This window comes from Aquicoccus porphyridii (assembly GCF_008369105.1).
Taxonomy (GTDB): Bacteria; Pseudomonadota; Alphaproteobacteria; order Rhodobacterales; family Rhodobacteraceae; genus Aquicoccus; species Aquicoccus porphyridii.
Genome location: NZ_VINQ01000014.1, coordinates 66,904 through 88,612, shown reverse-complemented (window position 1 = coordinate 88,612; position 21,709 = coordinate 66,904). Strand labels below are relative to the sequence as shown.

The 21,709-nt window shown below is 61.9% G+C and carries 20 protein-coding genes and 1 pseudogene; 1 reads left to right on the top strand and 20 read right to left on the bottom strand.

Annotated features, from left to right (window positions below):
• Positions 1–26: 26 nt before the first annotated feature.
• The 6 genes from FLO80_RS16185 to FLO80_RS16160 all read right to left on the bottom strand — a co-directional run bounded on the left by FLO80_RS16185 (position 27) and on the right by FLO80_RS16160 (position 6,399).
• Positions 27–1,682, bottom strand: a complete 1,656-nt coding sequence (locus FLO80_RS16185; RefSeq protein ID WP_111364192.1) for a class I adenylate-forming enzyme family protein — start codon at positions 1,680–1,682, stop codon at positions 27–29.
• 16 nt (positions 1,683–1,698) lie between these two features.
• Positions 1,699–2,487 (bottom strand): enoyl-CoA hydratase/isomerase family protein, encoded by a 789-nt coding sequence (locus FLO80_RS16180; RefSeq protein ID WP_111364194.1) that lies wholly within the window; start codon positions 2,485–2,487, stop codon positions 1,699–1,701.
• Between the two features lie 25 nt (positions 2,488–2,512).
• Complete coding sequence (locus FLO80_RS16175) at positions 2,513–3,307, bottom strand: ABC transporter permease (protein ID WP_223145493.1); 795 nt, start codon at positions 3,305–3,307, stop codon at positions 2,513–2,515.
• A 1-nt stretch (position 3,308) separates the two neighbouring features.
• Positions 3,309–4,142 carry an ABC transporter permease gene (locus FLO80_RS16170; protein ID WP_111364196.1) on the bottom strand — a complete coding sequence of 278 codons (834 nt, stop codon included), beginning with the start codon at positions 4,140–4,142 and terminating at the stop codon, positions 3,309–3,311.
• Positions 4,143–4,247: 105 nt separating this feature from the next.
• Positions 4,248–5,303, bottom strand: a complete 1,056-nt coding sequence (locus FLO80_RS16165; protein WP_111364198.1) for an ABC transporter substrate-binding protein — start codon at positions 5,301–5,303, stop codon at positions 4,248–4,250.
• 25 nt (positions 5,304–5,328) lie between these two features.
• Entirely contained in the window at positions 5,329–6,399 is a 1,071-nt protein-coding gene (locus FLO80_RS16160; RefSeq protein WP_111364200.1) for an ABC transporter ATP-binding protein, read from the bottom strand.
• Positions 6,400–6,527: 128 nt separating this feature from the next.
• Here FLO80_RS16160 and FLO80_RS16155 point away from each other — a divergent pair, with 128 nt between their 5' ends.
• Entirely contained in the window at positions 6,528–7,217 is a 690-nt protein-coding gene (locus FLO80_RS16155) for a TetR/AcrR family transcriptional regulator (RefSeq protein ID WP_188078315.1), read from the top strand.
• 200 nt (positions 7,218–7,417) lie between these two features.
• On the opposite strand, the gene FLO80_RS22905 is transcribed toward FLO80_RS16155, so the two are convergent.
• From FLO80_RS22905 to FLO80_RS16080, 14 genes and pseudogenes are all read right to left on the bottom strand, one after another.
• Positions 7,418–7,558 (bottom strand): hypothetical protein, encoded by a 141-nt coding sequence (locus FLO80_RS22905; RefSeq protein WP_188078314.1) that lies wholly within the window; start codon positions 7,556–7,558, stop codon positions 7,418–7,420.
• A gap of 47 nt (positions 7,559–7,605) precedes the next feature.
• A complete protein-coding gene (locus FLO80_RS16145; protein WP_111364204.1) occupies positions 7,606–8,904 on the bottom strand; it encodes an ArgE/DapE family deacylase in 1,299 nt (432 codons plus the stop codon).
• Positions 8,905–9,109: 205 nt separating this feature from the next.
• A pseudogene (locus FLO80_RS23240) lies at positions 9,110–9,321 on the bottom strand (hypothetical protein); the annotation flags it as partial.
• A 215-nt stretch (positions 9,322–9,536) separates the two neighbouring features.
• Positions 9,537–10,223, bottom strand: coding sequence for a LysE family translocator (locus FLO80_RS16130; protein ID WP_246156706.1), 687 nt, complete (start codon positions 10,221–10,223; stop codon positions 9,537–9,539).
• A gap of 161 nt (positions 10,224–10,384) precedes the next feature.
• Complete coding sequence (locus FLO80_RS16125; protein WP_111364208.1) at positions 10,385–11,131, bottom strand: SDR family oxidoreductase; 747 nt, start codon at positions 11,129–11,131, stop codon at positions 10,385–10,387.
• A complete protein-coding gene (locus tag FLO80_RS16120) occupies positions 11,128–11,637 on the bottom strand; it encodes a transglutaminase-like domain-containing protein (protein WP_111364210.1) in 510 nt (169 codons plus the stop codon). The genes FLO80_RS16125 and FLO80_RS16120 overlap by 4 nt, the downstream gene beginning before the upstream one ends.
• On the bottom strand, positions 11,630–13,081 hold the full coding sequence (locus tag FLO80_RS16115; protein WP_111364212.1) for an aldehyde dehydrogenase family protein: 1,452 nt from the start codon (positions 13,079–13,081) through the stop codon (positions 11,630–11,632). Before FLO80_RS16115 ends, FLO80_RS16120 begins: the two co-directional genes overlap by 8 nt.
• A 15-nt stretch (positions 13,082–13,096) precedes the next feature.
• Positions 13,097–14,689: an ABC transporter ATP-binding protein gene (locus tag FLO80_RS16110; RefSeq protein WP_111364214.1), complete on the bottom strand. Its 1,593-nt coding sequence runs from the start codon at positions 14,687–14,689 to the stop codon at positions 13,097–13,099.
• Positions 14,690–14,807: 118 nt separating this feature from the next.
• The gene (locus FLO80_RS16105; protein ID WP_111364216.1) at positions 14,808–15,656 is read right to left on the bottom strand and encodes an ABC transporter permease; all 849 of its coding nucleotides are present in this window, start codon (positions 15,654–15,656) and stop codon (positions 14,808–14,810) included.
• Complete coding sequence (locus FLO80_RS16100; protein WP_111364218.1) at positions 15,653–16,600, bottom strand: ABC transporter permease; 948 nt, start codon at positions 16,598–16,600, stop codon at positions 15,653–15,655. The genes FLO80_RS16105 and FLO80_RS16100 overlap by 4 nt, the downstream gene beginning before the upstream one ends.
• Positions 16,601–16,697: 97 nt before the next feature.
• Positions 16,698–18,128: a tannase/feruloyl esterase family alpha/beta hydrolase gene (locus tag FLO80_RS16095; RefSeq protein ID WP_111364220.1), complete on the bottom strand. Its 1,431-nt coding sequence runs from the start codon at positions 18,126–18,128 to the stop codon at positions 16,698–16,700.
• Positions 18,129–18,302: 174 nt separating this feature from the next.
• Positions 18,303–18,785 carry a GNAT family N-acetyltransferase gene (locus tag FLO80_RS16090; protein ID WP_111364222.1) on the bottom strand — a complete coding sequence of 161 codons (483 nt, stop codon included), beginning with the start codon at positions 18,783–18,785 and terminating at the stop codon, positions 18,303–18,305.
• 131 nt (positions 18,786–18,916) lie between these two features.
• Entirely contained in the window at positions 18,917–20,395 is a 1,479-nt protein-coding gene (locus tag FLO80_RS16085) for an ABC transporter substrate-binding protein (RefSeq protein WP_223145492.1), read from the bottom strand.
• A gap of 105 nt (positions 20,396–20,500) precedes the next feature.
• Entirely contained in the window at positions 20,501–21,706 is a 1,206-nt protein-coding gene (locus FLO80_RS16080) for an NAD(P)/FAD-dependent oxidoreductase (protein ID WP_111364224.1), read from the bottom strand.
• Positions 21,707–21,709: the final 3 nt, after the last annotated feature.

Here is a 21,709-nt window from a genome sequence, read left to right as displayed (position 1 = left end):
CAGACCACAGCCCCAGCCTGTTGCGGTTAACCCGCAGCGTCGCCTTCTGTCAGCCAGCGTTGTTCTCGTCGATCCCATGACCCAACGCGAGGGTCAGCTCCCTTCGGCAGGATGTCAGACTTGCGGATCTTGTTCGATACGGTACGTGGGAAGGCGTCGAGATACGCGATGAAGCGCGGGGTCTTGAACTTGGATAACCGCGAGGCGCAATGAGCAATGACAGCTTCGGGCGGCACATCTCCCGGTCCCTTGCCGTCAGCAAGCAGAAGGTAGACCTTCACCTCTTGGCCCCTTGTCGGATCGGGCACGCCTACCGCCGCGCTCTCAATGACCCCGGGCATGGAATTCAGGGCGGCCTCTACCTCTTGTGCGGCGATGTTTTCGCCTGATCGGCGGATCATGTCCTTTATCCGACCGACAATCTGATAGAAGCCATCTTCGTCCTGGCGGAACAGATCTCCAGTGCGGAACCACCGTCCGGCGAACCCTTCAGCATTGGCAGTCGGACGTTTGTAGTATCCCCAAAGAATACCCCGTCCCGCGACCCAAAGTTCACCGATGTCTCCCTGTGCGACGTCTTTCCCGTTCTCTCCCACGATCCGGGTTTCCCGAAACGCAGCGGGCAGACCGCAGGTACGCTGATACGCCTTTTCGCCTGCATCGTCGGGAACCATCAGGCCACCGCCGATCTCCGTCATGCCAAAACTCTCGCGTGCGATGCATCCGAACCGGCGCTCAACCTCTCTACGGGATTCTTCCCGCCAGCCGAAAATGGACACGAAACGCAGGCACAGCGCCGAATCTTTCGGTCCTTCGGGCCACATTTTCAGGGCAGGCTCGGGGAAAATGCAGTAATGGATCTCTTCCTCGACAAGGTAGTCATAGGCCCGACTCATACTGATACGGGGGGCGATCTTTGCGGTTCCTCCAAGGCGCATCGCCATGAGAAACTGCCATTGCGGGTCCATGTAATAAAACGGTGCCCAGATCAGAATATTCGACACTTCGCCCTCTGCACCGCGCCAATGAGCGGCCAGGGAACCGAGCAGCACCCAATAATCATGGCTGAGCATACACCCTTTGGGGAACCCTGTTGTTCCAGAGGTATACTGAAGATTCAGCATGTCCGTGCGCGAAACTGCAGAGGGGGCTTCGAACTCCAGATCGCCAGCTTCCATCAGCGCCTCCCAGCTTTGGCTGTCCTCGCGAAGGTCGCCATGGATGATGATCCGCGCCGGGTCGAGCAGTGGTGGCAGGTCTGCCATAGCGTCAAGCGATGGCAGCGCCACGGCGTCGATCACAAGGAACTGCGCATCGGCGTCGGTCAGCACAAAGGTCAGTTCCTGCTGCGTGTATCCGACATTGACCGGGATCATGATCGCGCCGATCCGCCCCAGAGCCGCCCAGGTCAGTGGGAAAGCGGGAACATTCGGTAGCATAACTCCGACATGGGTCCCCTTGCGAATACCCTGCGCCAAAAGCGCGGACGCCAGTTTCTTGCTCGCATCGGCAAACTCTGAATAGGTCATCGTCTGACCCGTTTCCAACCATTTGGCCAGGATCGCGTCGCCATGTTCGTTGGCGGCGCAGTCGATGAACTCTCCCAGGGTGTCGGGGTAGGGTCCAGTTTCGGCGACGGCGCGCCGACACTGCATGGCTGCGATTCCGTAGTCGTTGCTCATGATATCCCTCTCTGGTTCAGGCGTCGGCAAGGGGCAGCGACTGGTGTTCCCCGCGCACCATGAGTGCTGCACGCTGCAACCGGTAGAGATGTGACGTTAGGTTCAGCGCCTCGGAGCGCGACAGGTCCATCGCCCGTTTCGTCACCTCCATCTCCACCCGGATGGAAATCGGCGGAAGTGAGGCGATCCTGGCGGCCAATTCGCGCGCCCGGTCTAACAATTCGTCCGGCGATACCAGTTCGTTGTAAAGATCGTGCCTGAGCGCATCTTCAGCAGGCATCCGTTCGCCCAGAAGGACCATCCACATCGCGACTGCCGGCGGCACCTGCTTGGCAAGCTGCGTCGAGCCCCCTGCCCCAGCCATGCCATAGGCGATTTCGGGCAGGCCAATGAACGCGCCCGGAGTCGCGATCCTGATATCGGTAAGGTTGAGCATATAGATCACGCCCATCCCGATGGCGGGCCCGTTGATGGCACCGACGATCGGTTTGTACCGCTCGATTGTGCGTAGTTCCCGCTCCCAACCGGGCCTCAAATGCGCCTCTTCCTCAGTCGATGGGAAGAAATGCGCAGACATGGCCTTGTCCTGCCCCTGGTGACCATTGGGGTTCTTGATATCGTCGCCGGCGCAAAAGGCCTTGTCTCCTGCTCCCGTGAGTATGCCGCATTTCACGGAACGATCCGCACAGAAATCCTTGACCGCGTCGTGCAGTTCCTTGTGCATTTCCGGCGTGAAGGCATTGACCTTGCCGTTCTCGATGGTGAAAGTCGCGACCGGACCTTCCTTTTCGTATCTGATACCCATTGTGTCCTCTTTTGGTTGTTTGAGTTCAGGGTGCAAGCGTGCTTATGGCGCGTCGGCGCAGGATTTCGGCGCACGCCAGCGCGACGGTTGTGACCACGATCAAAAGGCCAGAAACTGCCGCGACGACAGGGCTGATATCCAGCCGCAGGTCAGCCCAGATGCGCATCGGCAGCGTTTCGCTGCCCTTCATGAGAAACTGCGCGATGATCAGCTCGTCGAAGCTGACAAAAAAGGCGAAGATCGCGGCAGCAACCATCGCAGGCAGAAGCGGCGGCAGGGTAGCGACCCGAAAGGCCCGAAAGGGGCCAGCCCCCAGCACGCGCGCGGCACGTTCGATCGTCGGGTCGATCTGTCGGATCGCTGCGCTGGTGATCAAGACCACGAACGGCATGGCCACGGCGGCATGGGCAAAGGCAAGCGCCACTTCGTTATCGGTTAGGTCCAATCGCAGTGCCAGGATGAAGACACCAAGAGCGATGAAGATATGCGGGATCACGATCGGTATCGTGGTCGCATAGGTCAGCGGCGCTTGTGCGTGGGTCGGCGACCGGATGATCGCCAGTCCGGTCATCGTACCGACTGTGGTGGCAATCACGGTCGACAATACCGCCACGCGGAACGATGTCACCGTGGCGGCGATCCAGACCGGATCGGTAAAGTAGACCCCGTACCAGCGCAGGCCGAAATCCTCAGGTGGAAAGCGCAGGAACTCGCTGCTGGAAAATGAAACGGGGATCACGATCAGGGCCGGAAAGATCATATAGGCTACGATCAACCAGAAGTAACCTGTCAGCAGCAACGACGGTTTCATGATATGCATGTCAAAGCCCCCCTTTCAGAACACGCCGCGCGAGCAGTTTTCCCGCTCCGCGTAGGGCGACGATCATGCCAACGGTCAAGACAAGCAGGACGACCCCAAGCGCCGCAGCAAAGCTCCAGTTCAGCCTCTGAACCTGAAACTCGATAAGGTTTGCGATCATCGTGTCCTGTCGTCCGCCCAGTAGGGCGGGCGTGATGAAGAACCCCATGGACAGCATGAACACGATCACAAGGCCTGTCAGCGTCCCGTCAAGGCTGAGGGGCAGGAACACCCGCGCCAGCGCCTGCCGGGGCCTGGCCCCAAGAACCCGCGCCGCGCGGATCAGGTCAAAGTCGATTTCCGTCATGGCCGCGTAGCAGGTGAGAATTTGGATCGGCAGAAGGATCTGAACCATCGCCGCCAGCACCGCACCAGATGTGTACAGCATCTGCATCGGTTCCGTCGCAAGTCCGAGCATCGCCAACATCTGGTTGACCAGACCGTCCCGGCCCAAAATCACGATCCACGCGTATGTACGGATAAGGATCGACATCCACATGGGGATAAGGATCAGGAACAGCAGCAAAGTCTGGCGGCGGCGTGGTTGAAGGTTGATGAAAAACGCTACCGGATATCCGATCAGCGTGCAAAGGACTGCAACCGTCAGCGAAACACGGATGGTCCGCCACATTACGTCCAGATAAACGCTGCGGTTTATCAGGCGTTCAAAATGCTCTGTCGTAAAGTCAGGGTCGAAAACGCTTGCCCGGAACAGGTCAAACGACGGGGCGGCGATAAACGCGACAAGCAGCAGCGTGGCCGGAAGAAACAACCACAGTATCTGACGAAATTTCATTGCGGAACTTTCAGCTCAAGAACCAACCGCGGTGCCAGCGGCCAACAAAGCGGCGATGGGTGCCGCTGGCGGGGCAGTCAAAACCAATCCTGCCAGCGGCAGCACTCACTCAAGGAGCCATTCGTCGAACCGTTCACGGATGTGGTCGATGTTCGCTGCCCAGAATTCATCATTTGCCACGAACTGGACCTCGGCGTTTTCCGGATAGGTCGGCATGTTCCTCGCCATATCCTCCGACATCTGATCAAACAGGCCAGGCGCAAAGTTCGGATACGGAAGCTGCTTAACATACTCGATTTCTAGATCTGGACGCATGGTGCGAATCCGTATCCAGTCATGAGCGGCTTCGTAGTTCGGAGCGGTCTTCGGGATGCCGACATAGCTTGTGTGCAGGGCTCCGCCGTTCCAGACGATCTCCGCCGGAATACCGCTTTCCTGAAGCTTGGTGACGCGTCCGTTATAGGTCGAGGAATAGAAGACCTCGCCGTCTGACAACAATTGCACTGACTGCGCACCTGAGGTCCACCAGACCGGGATATGGTCCTTGATTTCGTCGAGCTTGGCGAATGCCCGGTCAAGCCCCTCTTCGGTGCCAAGAACATCGTACAGGTCATCCGTAGCCACGCCATCGGCAAGCAGCGCGAATTCCAGCGTATACTGGGGTTGTCGGTTCAGAGACCGCGGCCCGGGAAAGGTTTCGACGTCCCAGAAGTCGGCCCAGCTTTCGATTTTCCTTCCCTCCGGGTTTTTGTCCAATCGTTGAACCAGAACCGTGGAATAGGCAGCGGCAACAACACCGAATTCTTTCTTGGCCTTCTCAGGCAGTTCACCGTTCGGGTCCAGGAGATCGTAGTCGATCTTCGCAAGCAGCCCGTCCTTCACACCGATAGGATAGTTGGATGCCGATACCTCCATCGCGTCATAAAGCATTTTGCCACTGGCAAGCATCGTTCGGACCTCAAGCATGATGTTGCTTTCAGCAGCGACAAAGTTTGTTTTCCAGCCGGTCGCTTCTTCGTAGGCGGGCAGGAAGACCTTTTCAGTGATTTCCTTCACGACCCCGCCGGACCCGGCGATGGTAAGCGTCTTATCCTGCGCCTTGGCAGGTATTGCGAGTGCAAGCACAGTGGCTGCCCCCAAAGCCATTCTGTAGTACGTCATGATAAAATCTCCTCCTAATTGGTGATCACGCAACGTCGCGCGCGACCGGAACGGCGTCACCGGGATCAAATCCAAGCCTGATCTGTTCGCCGCGTTTCATGAGATGGGTTCCAGGGCCCCTGTAGTCCTGGAAATAGAGAGGCGAGCCGCCCGAGGAGACCGCTTCGTACTGAACGTGATCGCCCTGAAAGATCACCTGGGTAAGACGCGCATCAAAAGACACCTGACCGGCTTCATCCGAGTCGACGGGCCTGATCTTTTCCGGTCGCACAGACAAAAGGGTGTTCGTCGCATTCGCCCCCCGAACGGGCGGCATCGTCACGCCCAGCCCGTCAATGGTCCAAGTGCCCCCTTGCCCTGCATTCAACCGAAAAAGGTTTGTCCGGCCGATGAACTCGGCAACATACTGAGAGTTTGGCCGGTCATAGATTTCTTGTGGACTGCCAACCTGCGCAATTTGGCCGTCACGCATGACCGCAACGCGGTCCGACAGCGTCAATGCTTCGCCCTGGTCGTGGGTCACGAAAATGATCGTGCAGCCGATCTGGGCATGAAAACGCTTGATTTCCAACTGCATCTGCTCGCGCAGTTTCAGATCCAGCGCACTCAATGGTTCGTCCATCAGCAGGACTGGCGGATCAAAGATCACCGCGCGGGCAAAGGCCACACGCTGCCGCTGCCCCCCCGACAATTCGCTGGGCATTCGTGCGGCATAGTCGCCCAGATGCACCATCTCCAGCGCGGCTATCACCCTGGCCGTCAGGGCAGCGCCACGCGTGCCACGCAAGCGAAGGGGAAACGCAACATTCTCGAAGACGGTCAAGTGAGGGAACAGGGAATAGCTTTGAAACACCATCCCGACGTTCCGCTTTTCGGGCGGCAGGTTGACGACAGACCGATCGCCGATGCGCACATCACCCTCCGTTGCCGCAGCGAAACCTGCCAGGATATTGAGCGCCGTGGTCTTGCCCGATCCGGACGGCCCCAGAAAAGTCACGAATTCCCCCGGAGCGACATCTAGGTCGAACTTGTCCAAGGCGACGACCTTTCCGAACCGCTTTGTGACCTGATTGAAGCTGAGGTCGGCAACCGACATCCAAGTATCTCCCCTCTCGACTAAAAGTGACGTTTATGTCATTTATGACGGTAGCGTCAATTTAGATTCTGTCAATGGGGTCCTTTACCATTCTTGAAACGCCACCAACGTTGTCAGATAAGGTTTCGATGGAATCAAATGACGCGCCCAAGCTCATCGACATACTCGACGCCCGCGCCGACCAGGCCCGGCACCGGCCGAAACGGCAGCGGACCCGGCTGAACCTGCTTGCCGCCACCGCCCATGAGCTTGAAGAAAACGGATACGAGGCCCTGACGATAGATGGCATCGTGCGCCGGGCCGGGCTCGCCCGCGGAACGTTCTACCTGTATTTTGCCAACCGGGCCGAAGCAGCCATTGCCGTTCGCCGCAGTTTCACGGCCACACTGCGCAAGTTCCGGCCACGGGGGGGCGGGCGGTACTCCCCAAGGGTTGCTATTCATCGAATGAACCGGTTTTACGTGGCCTTTTATGCCCGGAATGCCCGGCTTCTAGCCGGCAAGGAGTCATTGTTCCACGACCGTCCTGACTTGGCCAGATCAAGGGATGCGATCAACCATCGATGGGCACTCATCCTGCTCCGTGACATCAGGCGGCGCGACCATGAAAGCTGGCTTCTGGAAGTGGACGAAGCAAAGGCGACACTTGCCCTTCGCTTCATCATCCTGATGGCAGACGAGGCACTTCGGATGGTTTACATTGATCCGCCGCCAGGCATAGCCGGACTGGCTCAGACCGAAGAGGATGTCACTGACGTGCTGACCACCCTCTGGTACCAATGCCTGTACGTTAAGGAAGGCCACAACAAGGACAAATGACTGCAGGGTCTCTCAAGGCGGGGCTGTTCCATTAATCTGCGTCTCTTGCGATCTTTTGTGAAAACGAGATTCCCGATGTCGCCACGCCAGCCTTTCAAGCATCACCGATTCCCGGCGAGCATCATCCGTTGCGCGGCCCGGACGTACCTCCGTTATGCGCTTTCATACCAGGACACAACGGGACGGTTTCGCCTTGGGCTTCAGGCTGCCATGCGGTCATCGAGCACAGACACCGCCCCGGTCAGGGCGCAGGGCCCCGATCCGAAGTCGCGTTCGATCATACGGACCTCGCCGTTGATATCACCGGTCAGGTTGAAGCTGCGGGACTGTATCTTTCGCAAGGCCCGCATGACCTCAAAACTCTTGATAGTGGCGTATGACTTCACAGTTAGATCCGGTTCAGGCCGCACCAGCGTGCGATGAAGAGCGCAAATATCTCGGTGCAGCGTTTGATCGAATCGAGCTCGACCCGTTCGTCGAAGCCGTGGATGTTCTCTGCCTTTGGGCCAAAGCAGAAGGCTGGAATGCCGTAGTAAAGGCCGTAAAAGCGAGTATCGGTCAGTGCCGTCATCTTGCGTTCCGCAGGGCGTTCTCCGGCCCCGAAGACGTCGGCATAGGCGGCTGCAAAGGCGCTTTCCTGTTCGCCCGCGTTTTCCAGTACGTAGCCTTCGGCCTGGAAACCATTCCAGACCACCTCCGGCGGATTGTTGGAGAGGAAGGGATGCTCGCGCGCCGCCTCCGCGACGCAGGCCTCCACCTCGGCCCGCGCCTCTGCAAGACCCTGCCCCGGCAACACGCCGATCCTGCAGTCCACGTCGCACCAAGCCGGGACGCTGGAGGCCCAGTCGCCACCGGTGATTTTACCTGCGTTGAAGTTCAGCGGATGGTCTATATCTTTGTAAACTGGGTCGTTGGCGGCGCGCTCGTTCCAATTCACCTCCAACTTCTTCAGGGCGTTGATCATGTCATAGGCGGCGAGGATCGCATTGGAACCCGTTCCCGCCGTCGCAACATGAACCGGGCGCCCGCGCACCCGGAGCTTGAACCACATCGCACCGACCTGAGCACGGTTGATGGTGAAGTCTGAAGGTTCAGGCAACAGCGCGAAATCGGCACGATATCCGCGTTGGAGCGTCGAAAGCGCTCCGAGACCGGTAGACTCCTCCTCAATCACTGACTGGAAATGCACTGTCGCGGCGGGTTCGAACCCCGCTTGGCGGAGCGCGTCAAGCGCGAAAAGCGCGGCAACCGTGCCGGCCTTCATGTCGCCGGCGCCGCGGCCATACATCCAACCGTCGCGGATCGCGGGCTCGAAGGGCGGGGCGGTCCACATTTCTGCCGGCCCCGCAGGCACAACATCGAGATGACCCTGCAAGATCAAGGATCGGCCCCGAACCTCAGAGGGGCGGTGCGAGCCTACCACGGTGCGAGCGCGCGAGAAATCGCCCTCGATCGGACCGAAGCCGGGCAGATGCTCCAGGTCGTTGAGATCAATGCGCCAGTCGTCGACCGAGTAGCCGCGCTTTCGCAGCGCTGCCGCCATGAAATCCTGTGCCGGCCCCTCCTCGAAACGGGTGCTCGGAATGCGCACGAAATCCGCGAGGAATCGAATCTGTTCGTCGAAGCCGGCTTCCACCGCGTCTACGATTGCGGCGCGAACGGGGTGTTCGATGGGCGACTGATCCATGTTTGCCTTTCTACTTGAACGCGCGGAGAAAATGCGCAGTTTGCGGGTGCGGTGGGGTCAGACGGCATTGCCAAGTTGTTCGCCGGGTGTGGCTTGGTTAGAGATTGAGGCATGAAAATACCAACGTCAATGCCGCGCCTGAAGGGTTCTTTCTACGCCTGAGAGATTATCGCCTGTACGATTTGGGTGGACACTCGGTTCGCTCTTTCGGCCCGGTCTTCAAGTCCTCGACCGTCTGGCGTTTACGCCACTTCGCCGCTGTTTTGGGATTGATGCCCAGCTCCTTGCTCAGTTGCGCGAGCGAAGCTTGCCCCTCCCGGGATCATGCTGCGCATAACCCTGCCGGGCAGTGAATCGCTGGATTGCAGCTCTGACGGCGTGCGTGGTCGTGGCGCTCCCATGACGAACTTGTCCCACAATGCTTCCTTCCATTCCTGCGAAAGGATCGCACCATCAAACCGTGGGATCAAACATCTAGCGGGAAGTTCTTGATGGAACGTGTTCGCAAAGCAAACTTTCATCCAAAGTGCAGCATTGATGTAAACTGGGCTCTTGAGGACGGTCGCTGCGCCGAATTCGAATGCCTGCTTTGCTTCAGCCTTGATTTCGACTCGTGGACGATCTTGCCAGTTCTACTGGCGCGATAACGCTACATTCAAACCAAGAGCGACGAGAATACTTCCACTGATTTTGCGGACCACTCTGGCGGCTGCGGTCGAACGTTTGAGGGCGGCTGCAACCTTGTCTGCCAACAGAACCACAATCACGTCAACGCTCGAAAAAATGACGTTCACCGTTGTGCCAAGGATGAACAACTGCAGCCATAGTGGAAAGCCTGCAGCGGGATCAGTGAACTGCGGCAGAAAGGCGACGAAAAAGATTGCGGTCTTGGGATTGAGAACCTCGACGGTGACGCTTTCCCAGAACGCCCGGTTTGAAGATTTCGCGTTTACTTCCAAGACTGATGTCGCGACGCGTTCCTGCGAAACGAACATCCTTGCACCGAGAAAGATCAAGTAGATCGCACCGGTGAGTTTCAGGACGGTGTAAAGAATGGGAACCGCTTGGAAAAGGATTGCGAGGCCGAACGAGGCGGCTGCAACATGCACATACCCACCGGTATGAATGCCGACGGCCGCCAACCAGCCAGCCCTGCGGCCACGCGCGATCGTTTGCGCAGCGGTGTAAAGCATCGCTGGCCCGGGCATGTATGCAAAAACTGCCGACGCGGCTAAAAAGGCGAGCAATAGTTCGATAGATGGCATCAGACTTCTTTCAGTGTTTTGTTTCGCGAAAGCACGATGCTGACATTCGCTCACCGTGCAGCATCGGTCAAGTTGGGCTCATCCCTGCCGCTCGCCTTGCCCTGCGCAAAGGGCCGCCTCGGGCGAGGCGGCAGGGAGCGGACCGCCTGATCCGAAACAGGGCGGAAGGACCATCAGCCAGAACCAAAGGCCCTTCCGTCGCGTGTCAATTCACCTCAGATGCAACGCCCGCCATCCACTTCCATGCAGATGCCGGTGATCATGCCCGCCTCTTCGCTGCACAGGAATGCCGCCGCGTTGCCCATGTCCTCGGGCGTCGAGAACCGGCCAAGCGGGATCGTCGAGAGGAACTTGGCGCGCATCTCGGGCGTGTCCTCGCCCATGAACGATGCCAGAAGCGGCGTTTCCCCCGCCACCGGGTTGATCGCGTTGACCCGGATGCCGCGCGGGGCAAGCTCGACCGCCATCGCCTTGGTCGCGGTGTTCACCCAGCCCTTGGAAGAATTGTACCAGTTGAGATTGGGCCGCGGGCTGAGCCCCGCCGTGGACGAGACATTGAGGATCGCGCCGGTCCCGCGCTCCTTCATATGCGGCACCAGCGCCCGGGCGAAAAGATAGATCGACTTGCAATTGACGTCAAAGACCCGGTCGAAATCGGCTTCGCTCACCTCCTCCATCGGGGCGGGCATATGCGTGACACCGGCGTTGTTCACAAGGATATCGACCCCGCCGAACACCTCGCGCGCCTCATTCACCACGCGCGAAACGTCGTCCCAGTCCGCCACGTTCGCCGCCGATCCGAACGACCCCGCGCCGAGGTCCTCGGCCATCTCCATCGCGCCCTTTTCGTTGATGTCGACCACCATCACCTGCGCGCCTTCTTCCGCGAACTTGCGCGCGATTCCCGCGCCAAAGCCGCTGGCGGCCCCCGTCACGATCGCGGTTTTTCCTGTCAGTCTCATGTTCTTTCTCCCGTTTGCCTCATCGCGTCATCTGACGCCCTTGCCTTGTCCGCGTTCAGCCCACGTGCCCGCCACAACGGCATCAGGCGCTGCATCACGCGCTCGCGGTTCTCGATCCATTCCGGATCAGCCCTGTCATGGCCCTCGTGATAGCGCGGATCATCCACCCCGGTCACGATCACCGGCGCATCGCCGAACTGGTCGGCGGTGATGTCGACGATCCGCGCCGGATCGCGCACCACCGCCCAGGCATGCCCGCGCGTGCCCTCTGGCGCGCAGAACCCGCAATCGCATCCAATCGGACATCCGAATGCCATCCGCGCTTTGAGCCCCGCCTCACGCAACACCTCGACCATGAACCGCGAAGACCGCCCGCATGTGCCCTCGGACAGGCTGTGCTGCCCCTCGGGCGACCCGGCCTTGCGGTGCCATTCGGCCCAATGCGGCACCAGGAAGGCCCGCACCTCGCCCGCGATCCGTTCCAGTCGGGCGGAATCCTCAGCCATGAAAGGCCGCGACCGTTTTCAGCACGGTAAACCCGTAAAGCGCCTCGAACCCTTTCTCGCGCCCGTGCCCCGACTTGCCCATCCCGCCAAAGGGCAGTTCGACCCCGCCGCCCGCGCCGTAATTGTTGATGAAAACCTGCCCGGCGCGGATCGCGCGGGCCAGCCGCATCTGCCGCGCGCCGCTCTCGCTCCAGACCGATGCCACCAGCCCGTAATCGGTGCCATTGGCAATCGCCACGGCCTCGTCCTCGTCATCAAAGGGAATGGCCACCTGCACCGGCCCGAAAATCTCGTCCCGGGCCAGTGCATGCCCGGCGGACACCCCGGAAAACAGCGTCGGCACCACGTAATTGCCGCCCTCGGGCGCATCGACCAGTTTCGCCTGCCCGGCGGTCTCAAGATCCGCCCCCTGATCGAGGAACCCGCTCACGATCCCCTTCTGCTTGGCAGAGATCAGCGGCCCCACGTCCAGATCGCTCATCGCCTGGCCGACCCGCAACTGGCCATAGCGCTCGGCCATCCGGCCCACGACCTCGTCATAAACCCCGCGCTGGACAAGGATGCGCGAGCTGGCCGAACAGGTCTGGCCCGCGTTCTGCACCCCTGCATTGACAAGGAACGGCAGCGCCGCGTCGATATCGGCATCGTTGAACACGACCTGCGGGCTTTTCCCGCCGAGTTCCAGTGTCACCGGCACCACGTTTTTCGCCGCCGTCGCCTGGATCATCGCACCCGTCGCGACCGACCCGGTAAAGCTCACATGGTCGATGCCATCATGACCCGAAAGCGCGGCCCCGGCCTCGCCCCCCAGCCCCGGCACCACGTTCAACACCCCATCGGGCAGCCCCGCCGCCTTGGCCAGGTCGGCAAAGGCCAGCGCGGTAAGGCACGCATCCTCGGCCGGTTTCAGCACACAGGCGTTCCCGGCGGCCAGCGCCGCACCGACGCTGCGCCCGATGATCTGCATCGGGTAATTCCACGGCACGATATGCGCCGTCACCCCGTGCGGTTCGCGCATCGTGTAAACCGTGTAGCCATCCAGATAGGGGATGGTCTGCCCGTGCAGCTTGTCCGCCGCCCCACCATAGAATTCCATATACCGCGCCAACGCCACCGCATCGGCCCGCGCCTGCTTCAAGGGCTTGCCCACGTCGAGCGCCTCCAGCCGGGCAAGCTGATCGACCTTTTCCTCGACCAGCCTTTGCAGCCGCATCAAGATGCGCCCGCGCTCCACCGCCGGGGTGCGTGACCAGACGCCGTCATACGCCTTGCGCGCGGCATTCACCGCCGCGTCCACATCCGCCTCTTGCCCGCGCGCGATCTCGCCGATCTGCTCCCCGGTCGAGGGGTTCATCAGTGGCAGGGTCTGGCCAGACGACGGCGCCACCCACTCCCCCGCGATCAGGCATTTCGACGAATCGAACCACAGGTCTTCAAGGCTCATGTCACTTCCTTTCCTTCAGGCCGCACCGCGCTCCGGCAGAACCGGCGCCGCCGCGATCAGCGTTTTCGTATAGTCATGTTGCGGCGCGTCAAAGACAAGGGCGGTCGGCCCCTCCTCGACGATCTCGCCCGCCTGCATCACCATCACCCGGTCGGTGATGGTGCGCACCACGCTCAGGTCATGGCTGATGAACAGGTAAGTCAGCCCGAACCGCGCCGAAAGATCGGCCAGCAGATCGAGGATCTGCGCGCGGATGCTCACGTCAAGCGCGCTCACCGCCTCGTCAAGGATGATCAGCTCGGGCTTGATGATCAGCGCACGGGCAATCGCGATCCGCTGCCGCTGTCCGCCGCTGAACTCGTGGATGTACTTGTGCCGGTCCTCCGCCGCCAACCCCACGCTTTCCAGCGCCTCGGCAATGGCGGCATCCCGCGCGGCCCCCGTGGGCGGATCGCGCAGAAGGTGGAACGGTTCGGCCACGAGCGGCCCAACCTTCCAGCGCGGGTTGAAACTTCCGAACGGGTCCTGGAACACCACCTGCATCCGGCGGCGCACATCGCGGTTGGGCCTGTGCCCGGTAAAGACCGGCTCGCCATCCAGAAGGATCTCGCCGGCCTGCACCTCTTCCAGCCCCAGAATGGCCCGTGTCAGGGTCGATTTTCCACACCCCGATTCCCCCACGAGGCCAAGGCTCTCGCCCTTCGCGATCTCGAAACTCACGCCATTCACCGCCCGGAAATGCTCCTGCGGGGCGAAAAGCCGCGTGCGCGGCAGGGCATAGTCGCGCACCACGTCGCGCACCTGCAAGAGCGGCACATCACGCGGCGACTCCTCGCGCTCGGGCTGATGCCCCGACGCCTCGAAGAGCGCGCGGGTATAGGGGTGGCGCATCTCGTCGAACACCCGCCCCGTCGGCCCGGCCTCGACCACCTCGCCATGCCGCATGATCACGATCTCATGGGCCATGTCCGCCACCACCGCCAGGTCATGCGTGATCAGCATGAGTCCCATGCCGTCCTCGTCGACCAGCCGCCGCAGCAGCCGCAGGATCTGCGCCTGCGTCGTCACATCAAGCGCCGTGGTCGGCTCATCCGCGATCAGCAGCTTCGGGCGCAGCGCAATCGCCATGGCGATCACCACGCGCTGCCGCTGCCCGCCGCTGAGTTCATGCGGATAGCGCGAAAGCGGGAATTTCGCCTCCGGCAACTCGCACCGTTCCAGCGCCTCGCGCGCCCGCGCCATGGCCTCGGCGCGGCTCACATCCTCGTGGATCAGGATCGTCTCCGCCACCTGCGCGCCGATGGTCTGGATCGGGTTCAATGCGGTCATCGGCTCCTGGAACACCATGCCGACCTCGTTGCCGCGCAACCGGCACAGGCTCGGTTCCGGCAGGCTCAGCATTTCATGCCCGCCCAGCGTGACCCGCCCCCGGCACATCGCGCCGTCGGGCAAAAGCTGCATCACCGAGAACGCCGTCATCGACTTGCCCGACCCGCTCTCGCCGATCACCCCCACGATCTGCCCCGGCTGAACGGCCAGCGAAACCCCCTTGAGGATCGCCTCGCCATGGATGTCCAGATCCAGCCCCTCGATCTCCAGAAGGCTCATCGCGCGCGCCCCCTTCTGTCGGCTCGAAAAACCAGCTCCTTCATCTTGCTTGAAATACTCCGGGGGTGCGGGGGCTGGCCCCCGCTCCTGCATCCCTCTGCAAGGAACAGCCGCATCTTCATCGTCCCACCCTCCTGATCTTGGGATCGAAAAGATCGCGCAACCCGTCCCCCATCAGGTTGAGTCCCAGCACGGTCAGCAGGATCGCCAGCCCCGGGAAAATCGCCATATGCGGCGCGATGGAAATCATCGTCTGGCTGTCGGCCAGCATCCGCCCCCAGCTCGGCAGCGGCGGCTGCGCCCCCAGCCCGACGTAAGACAGCGCCGCCTCGGCCAGGATACCAAGCGAAAACTGGATCGTCCCCTGCACGATCAGGAGGTTGGTCACGTTGGGCAGGATATGCTCGAAACTGATCCGCGTGGCCCCCTTGCCCGCCACCCGCGCCGCCATCACGTAATCGCGCGTCCAGAGCGACAGCGCCGCCCCCCGCGTCAGCCGCGCAAAGACCGGGATGTTGAAAATCCCGATCGCGATGATCGCGTTGAGCGCCGAAGCGCCGAACACGGCGGTGATCATGATCGCGATCAACAGCGAGGGGAAGGCAAAGACAAGGTCATTGCCCCGCATGATCACCTCATCCAGCAGACTGCCCTTCCTGGCCGCCGCCGCCAACCCCAGCGGCACGCCCAGCACCATGCCGATCCCCACCGCCACGACCGCCACCGCGATCGAGGTGCGCGCGCCCACCATGATCATCGACAGGATATCGCGCCCGAAATGATCCGTGCCCAGCGGATGCGCCCCTTCCGGGCCCTTCATCCGGTTCGGGATGTCCATCGCCGTGACATCATGCGGCACCCACAGAAAGCTCACCACCGCCGCCAGCACGAAAACCGCCGTCAGGACCGCCCCGAGGACAAGGCTGCGCGAGCGCAGCGCGGCACCAAGAAACCCGGTCTCCGTCATCCCCGCACCCTCAGCCGTGGATCGACCGCCGCATAGGCGATATCGACCGCGAAATTCACCACGATCACCGCGAACACCAACAGCATCACCACCGATTCCACCACGATCAGGTCACGCGCGCTGATCGCCTGGAACACCAGCCGCCCCAGCCCGGGCAGGAAAAACACGTTCTCGATGATGATCGCCCCGGCCAGGAGGAACGAGAATTGCAGCCCGATGATCGTCAGCACCGGGATCAGCGCATTCCTGAGCGCATGACGCCACAGCGCCTGCCGCTTGGTCAGCCCCTTGGCCCGCGCCGTGCGGATGAAATCCTCCGACAGCGTGTCGAGCAGCGACGAACGCATCACCCGCGCCAGAATGCTCGCCTGCGGCAGGGCAAGTGCAATCGCGGGCAGGGTCAGCGATTTCATCGCCGGGTAAACCCCCGCCTCCCAACCCGCAAAGCCCCCCGCGCTGAACCAGCGCAAGTTGATCGCGAACACCAAGACCATCAGCATCGCGAACCAGAAATTCGGGATCGCCACGCCAAGCTGCGTGAGCCCCATCACGCTCACATCCGCGGCACTGCCACGCTTGCTGGCCGCCCAGATCCCCGCCGGAAAGGCAATCAGCGTGGACAGCGTCAGCGCATAGATCGCCAGCGGCAGGGAAATCCACATCCGGTCCGCGATCATCTCGGAAACCGGCGTGCGATAGGTATAGGAGGTGCCGAAATCACCGCGCAGCATCCCGCCCACCCACGAAAGATACCGCTCCGCAAGCGTCCCGCTCAGCCCCAGCTGCTCGCGCAGCGCCGCCAGCGTCTCCTCGGTGGCGTTGAGCCCCAGCATATAGGCCGCCGGATCGCCCGGCACGACCTCTACAAAGAGGAAAATCACCACGCTCGCGACAACGAGCGAAAGGCCAAGCGATACCAGTCGTTTGAAAGCGAACCGAAGCATGGCGCGAACCTAGAGCCGCCCGTCGGCACCGTCCAGAGCGAAAAAGGGGCCGAACGGCATCTGCCACCCGACCCCCCGCGTTACGCCCCGGCAGGGCTTACTCGGCGGCCATGATCGACGCCGGGCGCGCACCGTCATTCATCCATGTCTCAAGCGCGGTCATCGGGTCGATGCTGGCCTGGCTGATGCCGCCCGCACCCGGCACGATACCGCAATGATCCATGCCCGGGATCATGAAAAGCGCCACGTTCTCGGCCAGCGCCTCTTCGCCGCCCGCGACCTCGGCGGCCTGCTCGTGCCATTCGACGGTCTTCATCGGTGGGACAATCGCATCCGACCAGCCATGCCAGACGATCATCTTGCCCCCCGCCGCGCGGAAACCCGAGATATCGGGATTGTCGCCGTTATACATCGCGCTCGACGCACCCATCCGCCCCGGGTCGCGGTCGAAATCGAAATCCGTCGGTGTCCAGTTCACGCCGGGATCTTCGTCAAACGCCATGTAGCGCCCGAAATCGGTGGCAAAGCCCGGGGTCAGGCCACCCTGGCCCTTTTCATTGCCGATCACCCACAGCCACCAGAACGGTTCGGACCCGGGCATCAACGCCCCGGGATAGAGGCTCTCCCCGGCGGAATTGACCGGCCCTTGCCGCCATTTTTCCACGACTTCGATCTCTTCCGCGGTCAGGCAATCCTCGCCCGCTTCGCCGCTGCATTGCGCCTGCGCAAGATCCACCTCGCATTGCCTCGGGTCCGCGATGAGCCCGTCCTCGGCCCCGTCAACCGCATCGCATTGCGCCATCACCACGTCACCCACCAGCTTGTCACGCCCGGGCTTGAGGATCATCTCGCCATTCTCGTCGGTATTGGCCTGGATGACCCATGATGCGTTGGTCGCCACCAGCCCGGTGTAATCCATCGCCGGTGCACCCGAGATGATGCCGTCGAACATCTCGGGGTATCGCAGCGCGGCAACATGTGCCATCCGCCCGCCGGTGGAACAGCCCTGGAACACCGCCTGCTCCGAGACATCGCCATAGAACCGGGTGATCATCGACTGCGCAACGCGATGGGTTTCCCCGATCGAGCGATACCCCCAGTCACGCTCGGCATGGGGGTTGTTGTAGGCCCACCCGCCATCGAGCACCGAAAGCCCGTGATGCCCACTATCGGACGTGGCCGTGGCATAGCCGCGCTGCAACCCCGGGCGCATCGCGTTGACCCAGCCGCCGCTGGCATCCGCCCGGCCCAGGATTCCGCAGAACCCGCCGCACCCGGCCTGGTAATACCTGCCGTTCCAGCCCTCCATCGGCAGGCGCACCTCGATATTGATCGCCGGCAGCGCCACCGCGCGCACCTCGCAATAGGCGGGCAGATCCTCGGTCGCGTCCACCACCCGCGACGAGGTGACGAATCCCGATGCAATGGGCGCATTGTGCAGCGCCTCGCAGGCGGCCCCGTCCTGCGCCGCCGCCGCGCCCCCGGCCAGCAGCGCAAGCGCCGCAATGGTTGGTATTGTCCGTTTCATGTCGTTCCTCCCTGTCAGCACGATACTGAACCGGGCCTGTTCACCCGGTGCATCAAGTCTGCCATCCAGAGGGCGACATGGATACAGGTATTAATCCCGATCTGCGATCCCACCGCTTTCCCCGATGACGGGCGAAAACCTTTGGGTGCTATCGCAGAAGACCGTTTCGCACCCTTATTGACCACCCTCTGCGAGGGTTTTCTGCATCTGGAAGCGCCTCAAGACAACACCGTGGCGGTCTATCTCTTCCTCTTCCAGCACGGTCCATCCATTCTTTTCAAAGAATGATCGGGCAACCAGACTCGCCGCGCTCGTCAAGCGGGTCGCGCCATTCGCCACGGCCCAATGCTCGACAGCGTTCAAAAGGCTACCACCGACGCCTTTTCCCGCCGCCGAGGGCAGCACGAAAGCAAGGTCGACATACCCTGTTCGGTCTATGGTCATGAACCCGACCGGATCGCCGTCTTCTTCTGCAATGAAACCGGCAAGCGTTGTCAGACGGTCCTTCCAACGGGATAGATCTATCGTGTCGCCAGCCCACGCTCGCCTTTGTTCAAGGGTATAGGCGTGTTGCGTCCCTTCGTGAACGGCACAAAAGAAAATACGGCCAACGTCACGAAAATCTTCGGCGCATAACGGCCTAATCTCTATCGTCATGCGCTTTCTCGTTCTGCGTCCGGGGCGGTGAGATAGCCTTGGACATTGGCAGACGTCAACGGCCGCTCCCCGCACAGCCGCCCTTCGCCTCTCTCACGGCAAAGGGCGGCTGGCATGGCGCTTCGGGGCCGTTACTCTTCCCAGTAAACCCCGGTCAGGTCCACGGCCTGGGTCGGCGCGTCCTTCCACATGCCGCGCACGCCCGCCTTGGCCACGGTCGGCGTGGCAAGCTGGAAGAGATACCCGTTCACGTAATCCTCGCTGATGATGGTCTGCGCCTTTTTCAGCAACGCGCTGCGCGCTTCGGGATCGGTGGTGCGGGTCAACTCGTCCATCAGCGCCTGGAAATCCGGGTTGTCATACTGGAAATAGTAATCCGGCCGCGCATAGATGTTGATATCCATCGGCTCGGTATGGCTCACGATGGTCAGCCCGTAATCCTTGCCGGTGAACACCTGTTCAAGCCATTGCGCCCATTCGAGGTTGGAAATCTCGGTCTCGATCCCCACGGCGCGCAGTTGCGACGCCACGATCTCGCCGCCGCGCCGCGCGTAGGACGGCGGCGGCAGTTTGAGCGTGGTCGTGAACCCGTCGGCAAACCCCGCCTCGGCCAGAAGCTCTTTCGCCAGCTCCGGGTCATATTGCGAATTGCCGGTCAGATCGACGTAATCGGGATGATGCGGCGCAAAATGCGTGCCGATCGGCGTGCCGAGGCCGAACATCGCCCCGTCGATGATCTCCTGCCGGTTGATCGCATGGGCAATCGCCTTGCGCACCGTCACGTTGTCAAGCGGCGGCATCTTGTTGTTGGTCGACAGGATGGTTTCGCCCTCGGTGTTGCCCACGATCACCTCGAACCGCGGATCGGCCTCGAATTGCGGCAGGTTCTCGGGCGCGGGAAAGGCGGTGAACACGTCCACATCCTCGGCCATCACCGCGGCAAAGGCCGCCGTCGGGTCGGAAATGAACTTGAACGTCACGTTATCGAGCTGCGCAGGCGTGCCCCAGTAATCGGGGTTCCGCTCAAGCGTGATGTTGTCGCCCTGCACCCAGTTGGCGAACTTGAACGCGCCCGTGCCGACCGGCTGCTGCTTGATGTTCTCGATGCTCTCGGGCGCCACGATCACCGCGTCGCCCCAGGCCATGTTGAACAGGAAATTGCCATCGGGCTCCGAAAGCGTCACCCGCACGGTCGTCGGGTCCACCACCTCGACCTCTTCGATCCCCGCGAACAGCGCCTTTTGCGCGTTGGCGCTGTCCTCGGCGCGGGCGCGATCGAGGCTGAATTTCACGTCCTCGGCATCCATCGCGGTGCCATCGTGAAACATCACCCCCTCGGCCAGGTTGAACGTATAGGTCAGCCCGTCCTCGGAAATCTCCCACTCACGCGCCAGCCCCGGGATGATCGAGCCATCCGCGGCAAACCGCGTCAGCCCCTCGAACACGTTCGAGTAAAGCACGCTGTCGATCGCGCCCGCGGCACCCCCCGTCGGGTCGAGATGCGGCGGCTCAAGCTGCATCGCCACCACGATATCGCTTTTCGCCAGCGCCCCGCCCGTGGCCATCATCATCGCAAGCGCGCTCACCGCGCCCAGTTTCATGAAAGACATCAGATTTCTCCCCGTTTTGTCCGGCCGCTGTTGCGGCGCTTGAATGTCACCTGCGCCACTCTCGCCGCAATTCCGCGCGGGATCAAGCACCTGCACCCCGCGCGATCAGATCACCGCCTTCTCCAGGAACGGCCGCCCGCTCACCACCCGCTCGAACCCGAGCGGCGCAAGGTCGAGCGTGCGAAACCCGCCATGCGCGATCAACTCGCTCACCCCGCGCCCCGTGGCGGGCGCCTGTTGCAGCCCATGCCCCGAGAACCCGTTGGCAAAGATGAAATTCTCCACCTCCGGGTGCGGCCCGATCACCATGTTATGGTCAAGCGTGTTGAACGCGTAATGCCCGGCCCAGAGGTTGACCACCTTCACCGCCTCGAACGCCTCCGAGCGTTCGGCCAGCGCGGGCCAGATCACCTCTTCGAACAACGCGTGATGCGGCTCGAAATCGTCCCAGTCGACGGCCACGTCCTCGACCGGCGGACAGCCGGTCAGGAAATACCGCCCCTCGGGTCGACAATAGACCCCCGTGGGGTCGATCATCAACGGCAAGTGCCCGCCCTTCACCCGCGCGCTGCCCTGTGGCGAGCGGGCACAATCGAACACGAACTGCGTGCGCTTGCGCGGCTCGACCGGAATGTGCAGCCCGGCCATCCCCGCCACCTTCGCCGCCCGCGGCCCGGCGGCGTTGACGACCCAGCCCGCGCCGATCTCCTCGCCGGTGGCGAGATGCACACCCGTCACCCGCCCACCGTCGCGCACAATGCCCGTGACCTCGCCGGTGACATAGTCCGCCCCCTCGTCCCGCGCCTTGCCGCGAAACCCCCGGATCAGCCCGGTATTGTCGAACCACCCCTCGCCCGAGCGCCCGTAAGAGGCCAGCCTGATGTCATCCACCCGCAGATGCGGAAACGCCTCGGCCAGCGCATCACGATCCCACAGCACCACATCGGCGCCGCAGGAGGTCTGCACCGCGTGGTTCTCGCGCAGGATCGCCTCCTGCTCCGCGCTTTGCGCAAGGAACAGATACCCGCCCTCGTGGAAATTGAGGTCGATCCGCGTATCGCCCACCTGTGTCAGGTCGGCGAAATCGCGGATCACCTCGCCGCCGTACTTGCTGATCTCGACATTGATCGCATTGGAAAACTGCGTCCTGATCCCCGCCGCCGAAAGCGCGGTGGAACATTGCGCATAGCTGGGGTCGCGCTCGATCACGAGAACCGACCCGTCGAAATCGGGATCACGCATCAGGTAATAGGCCACCGCCGAGCCGATCACCGCGCCGCCCACGATCACCACGTCATAGCGATCTTGCATTGC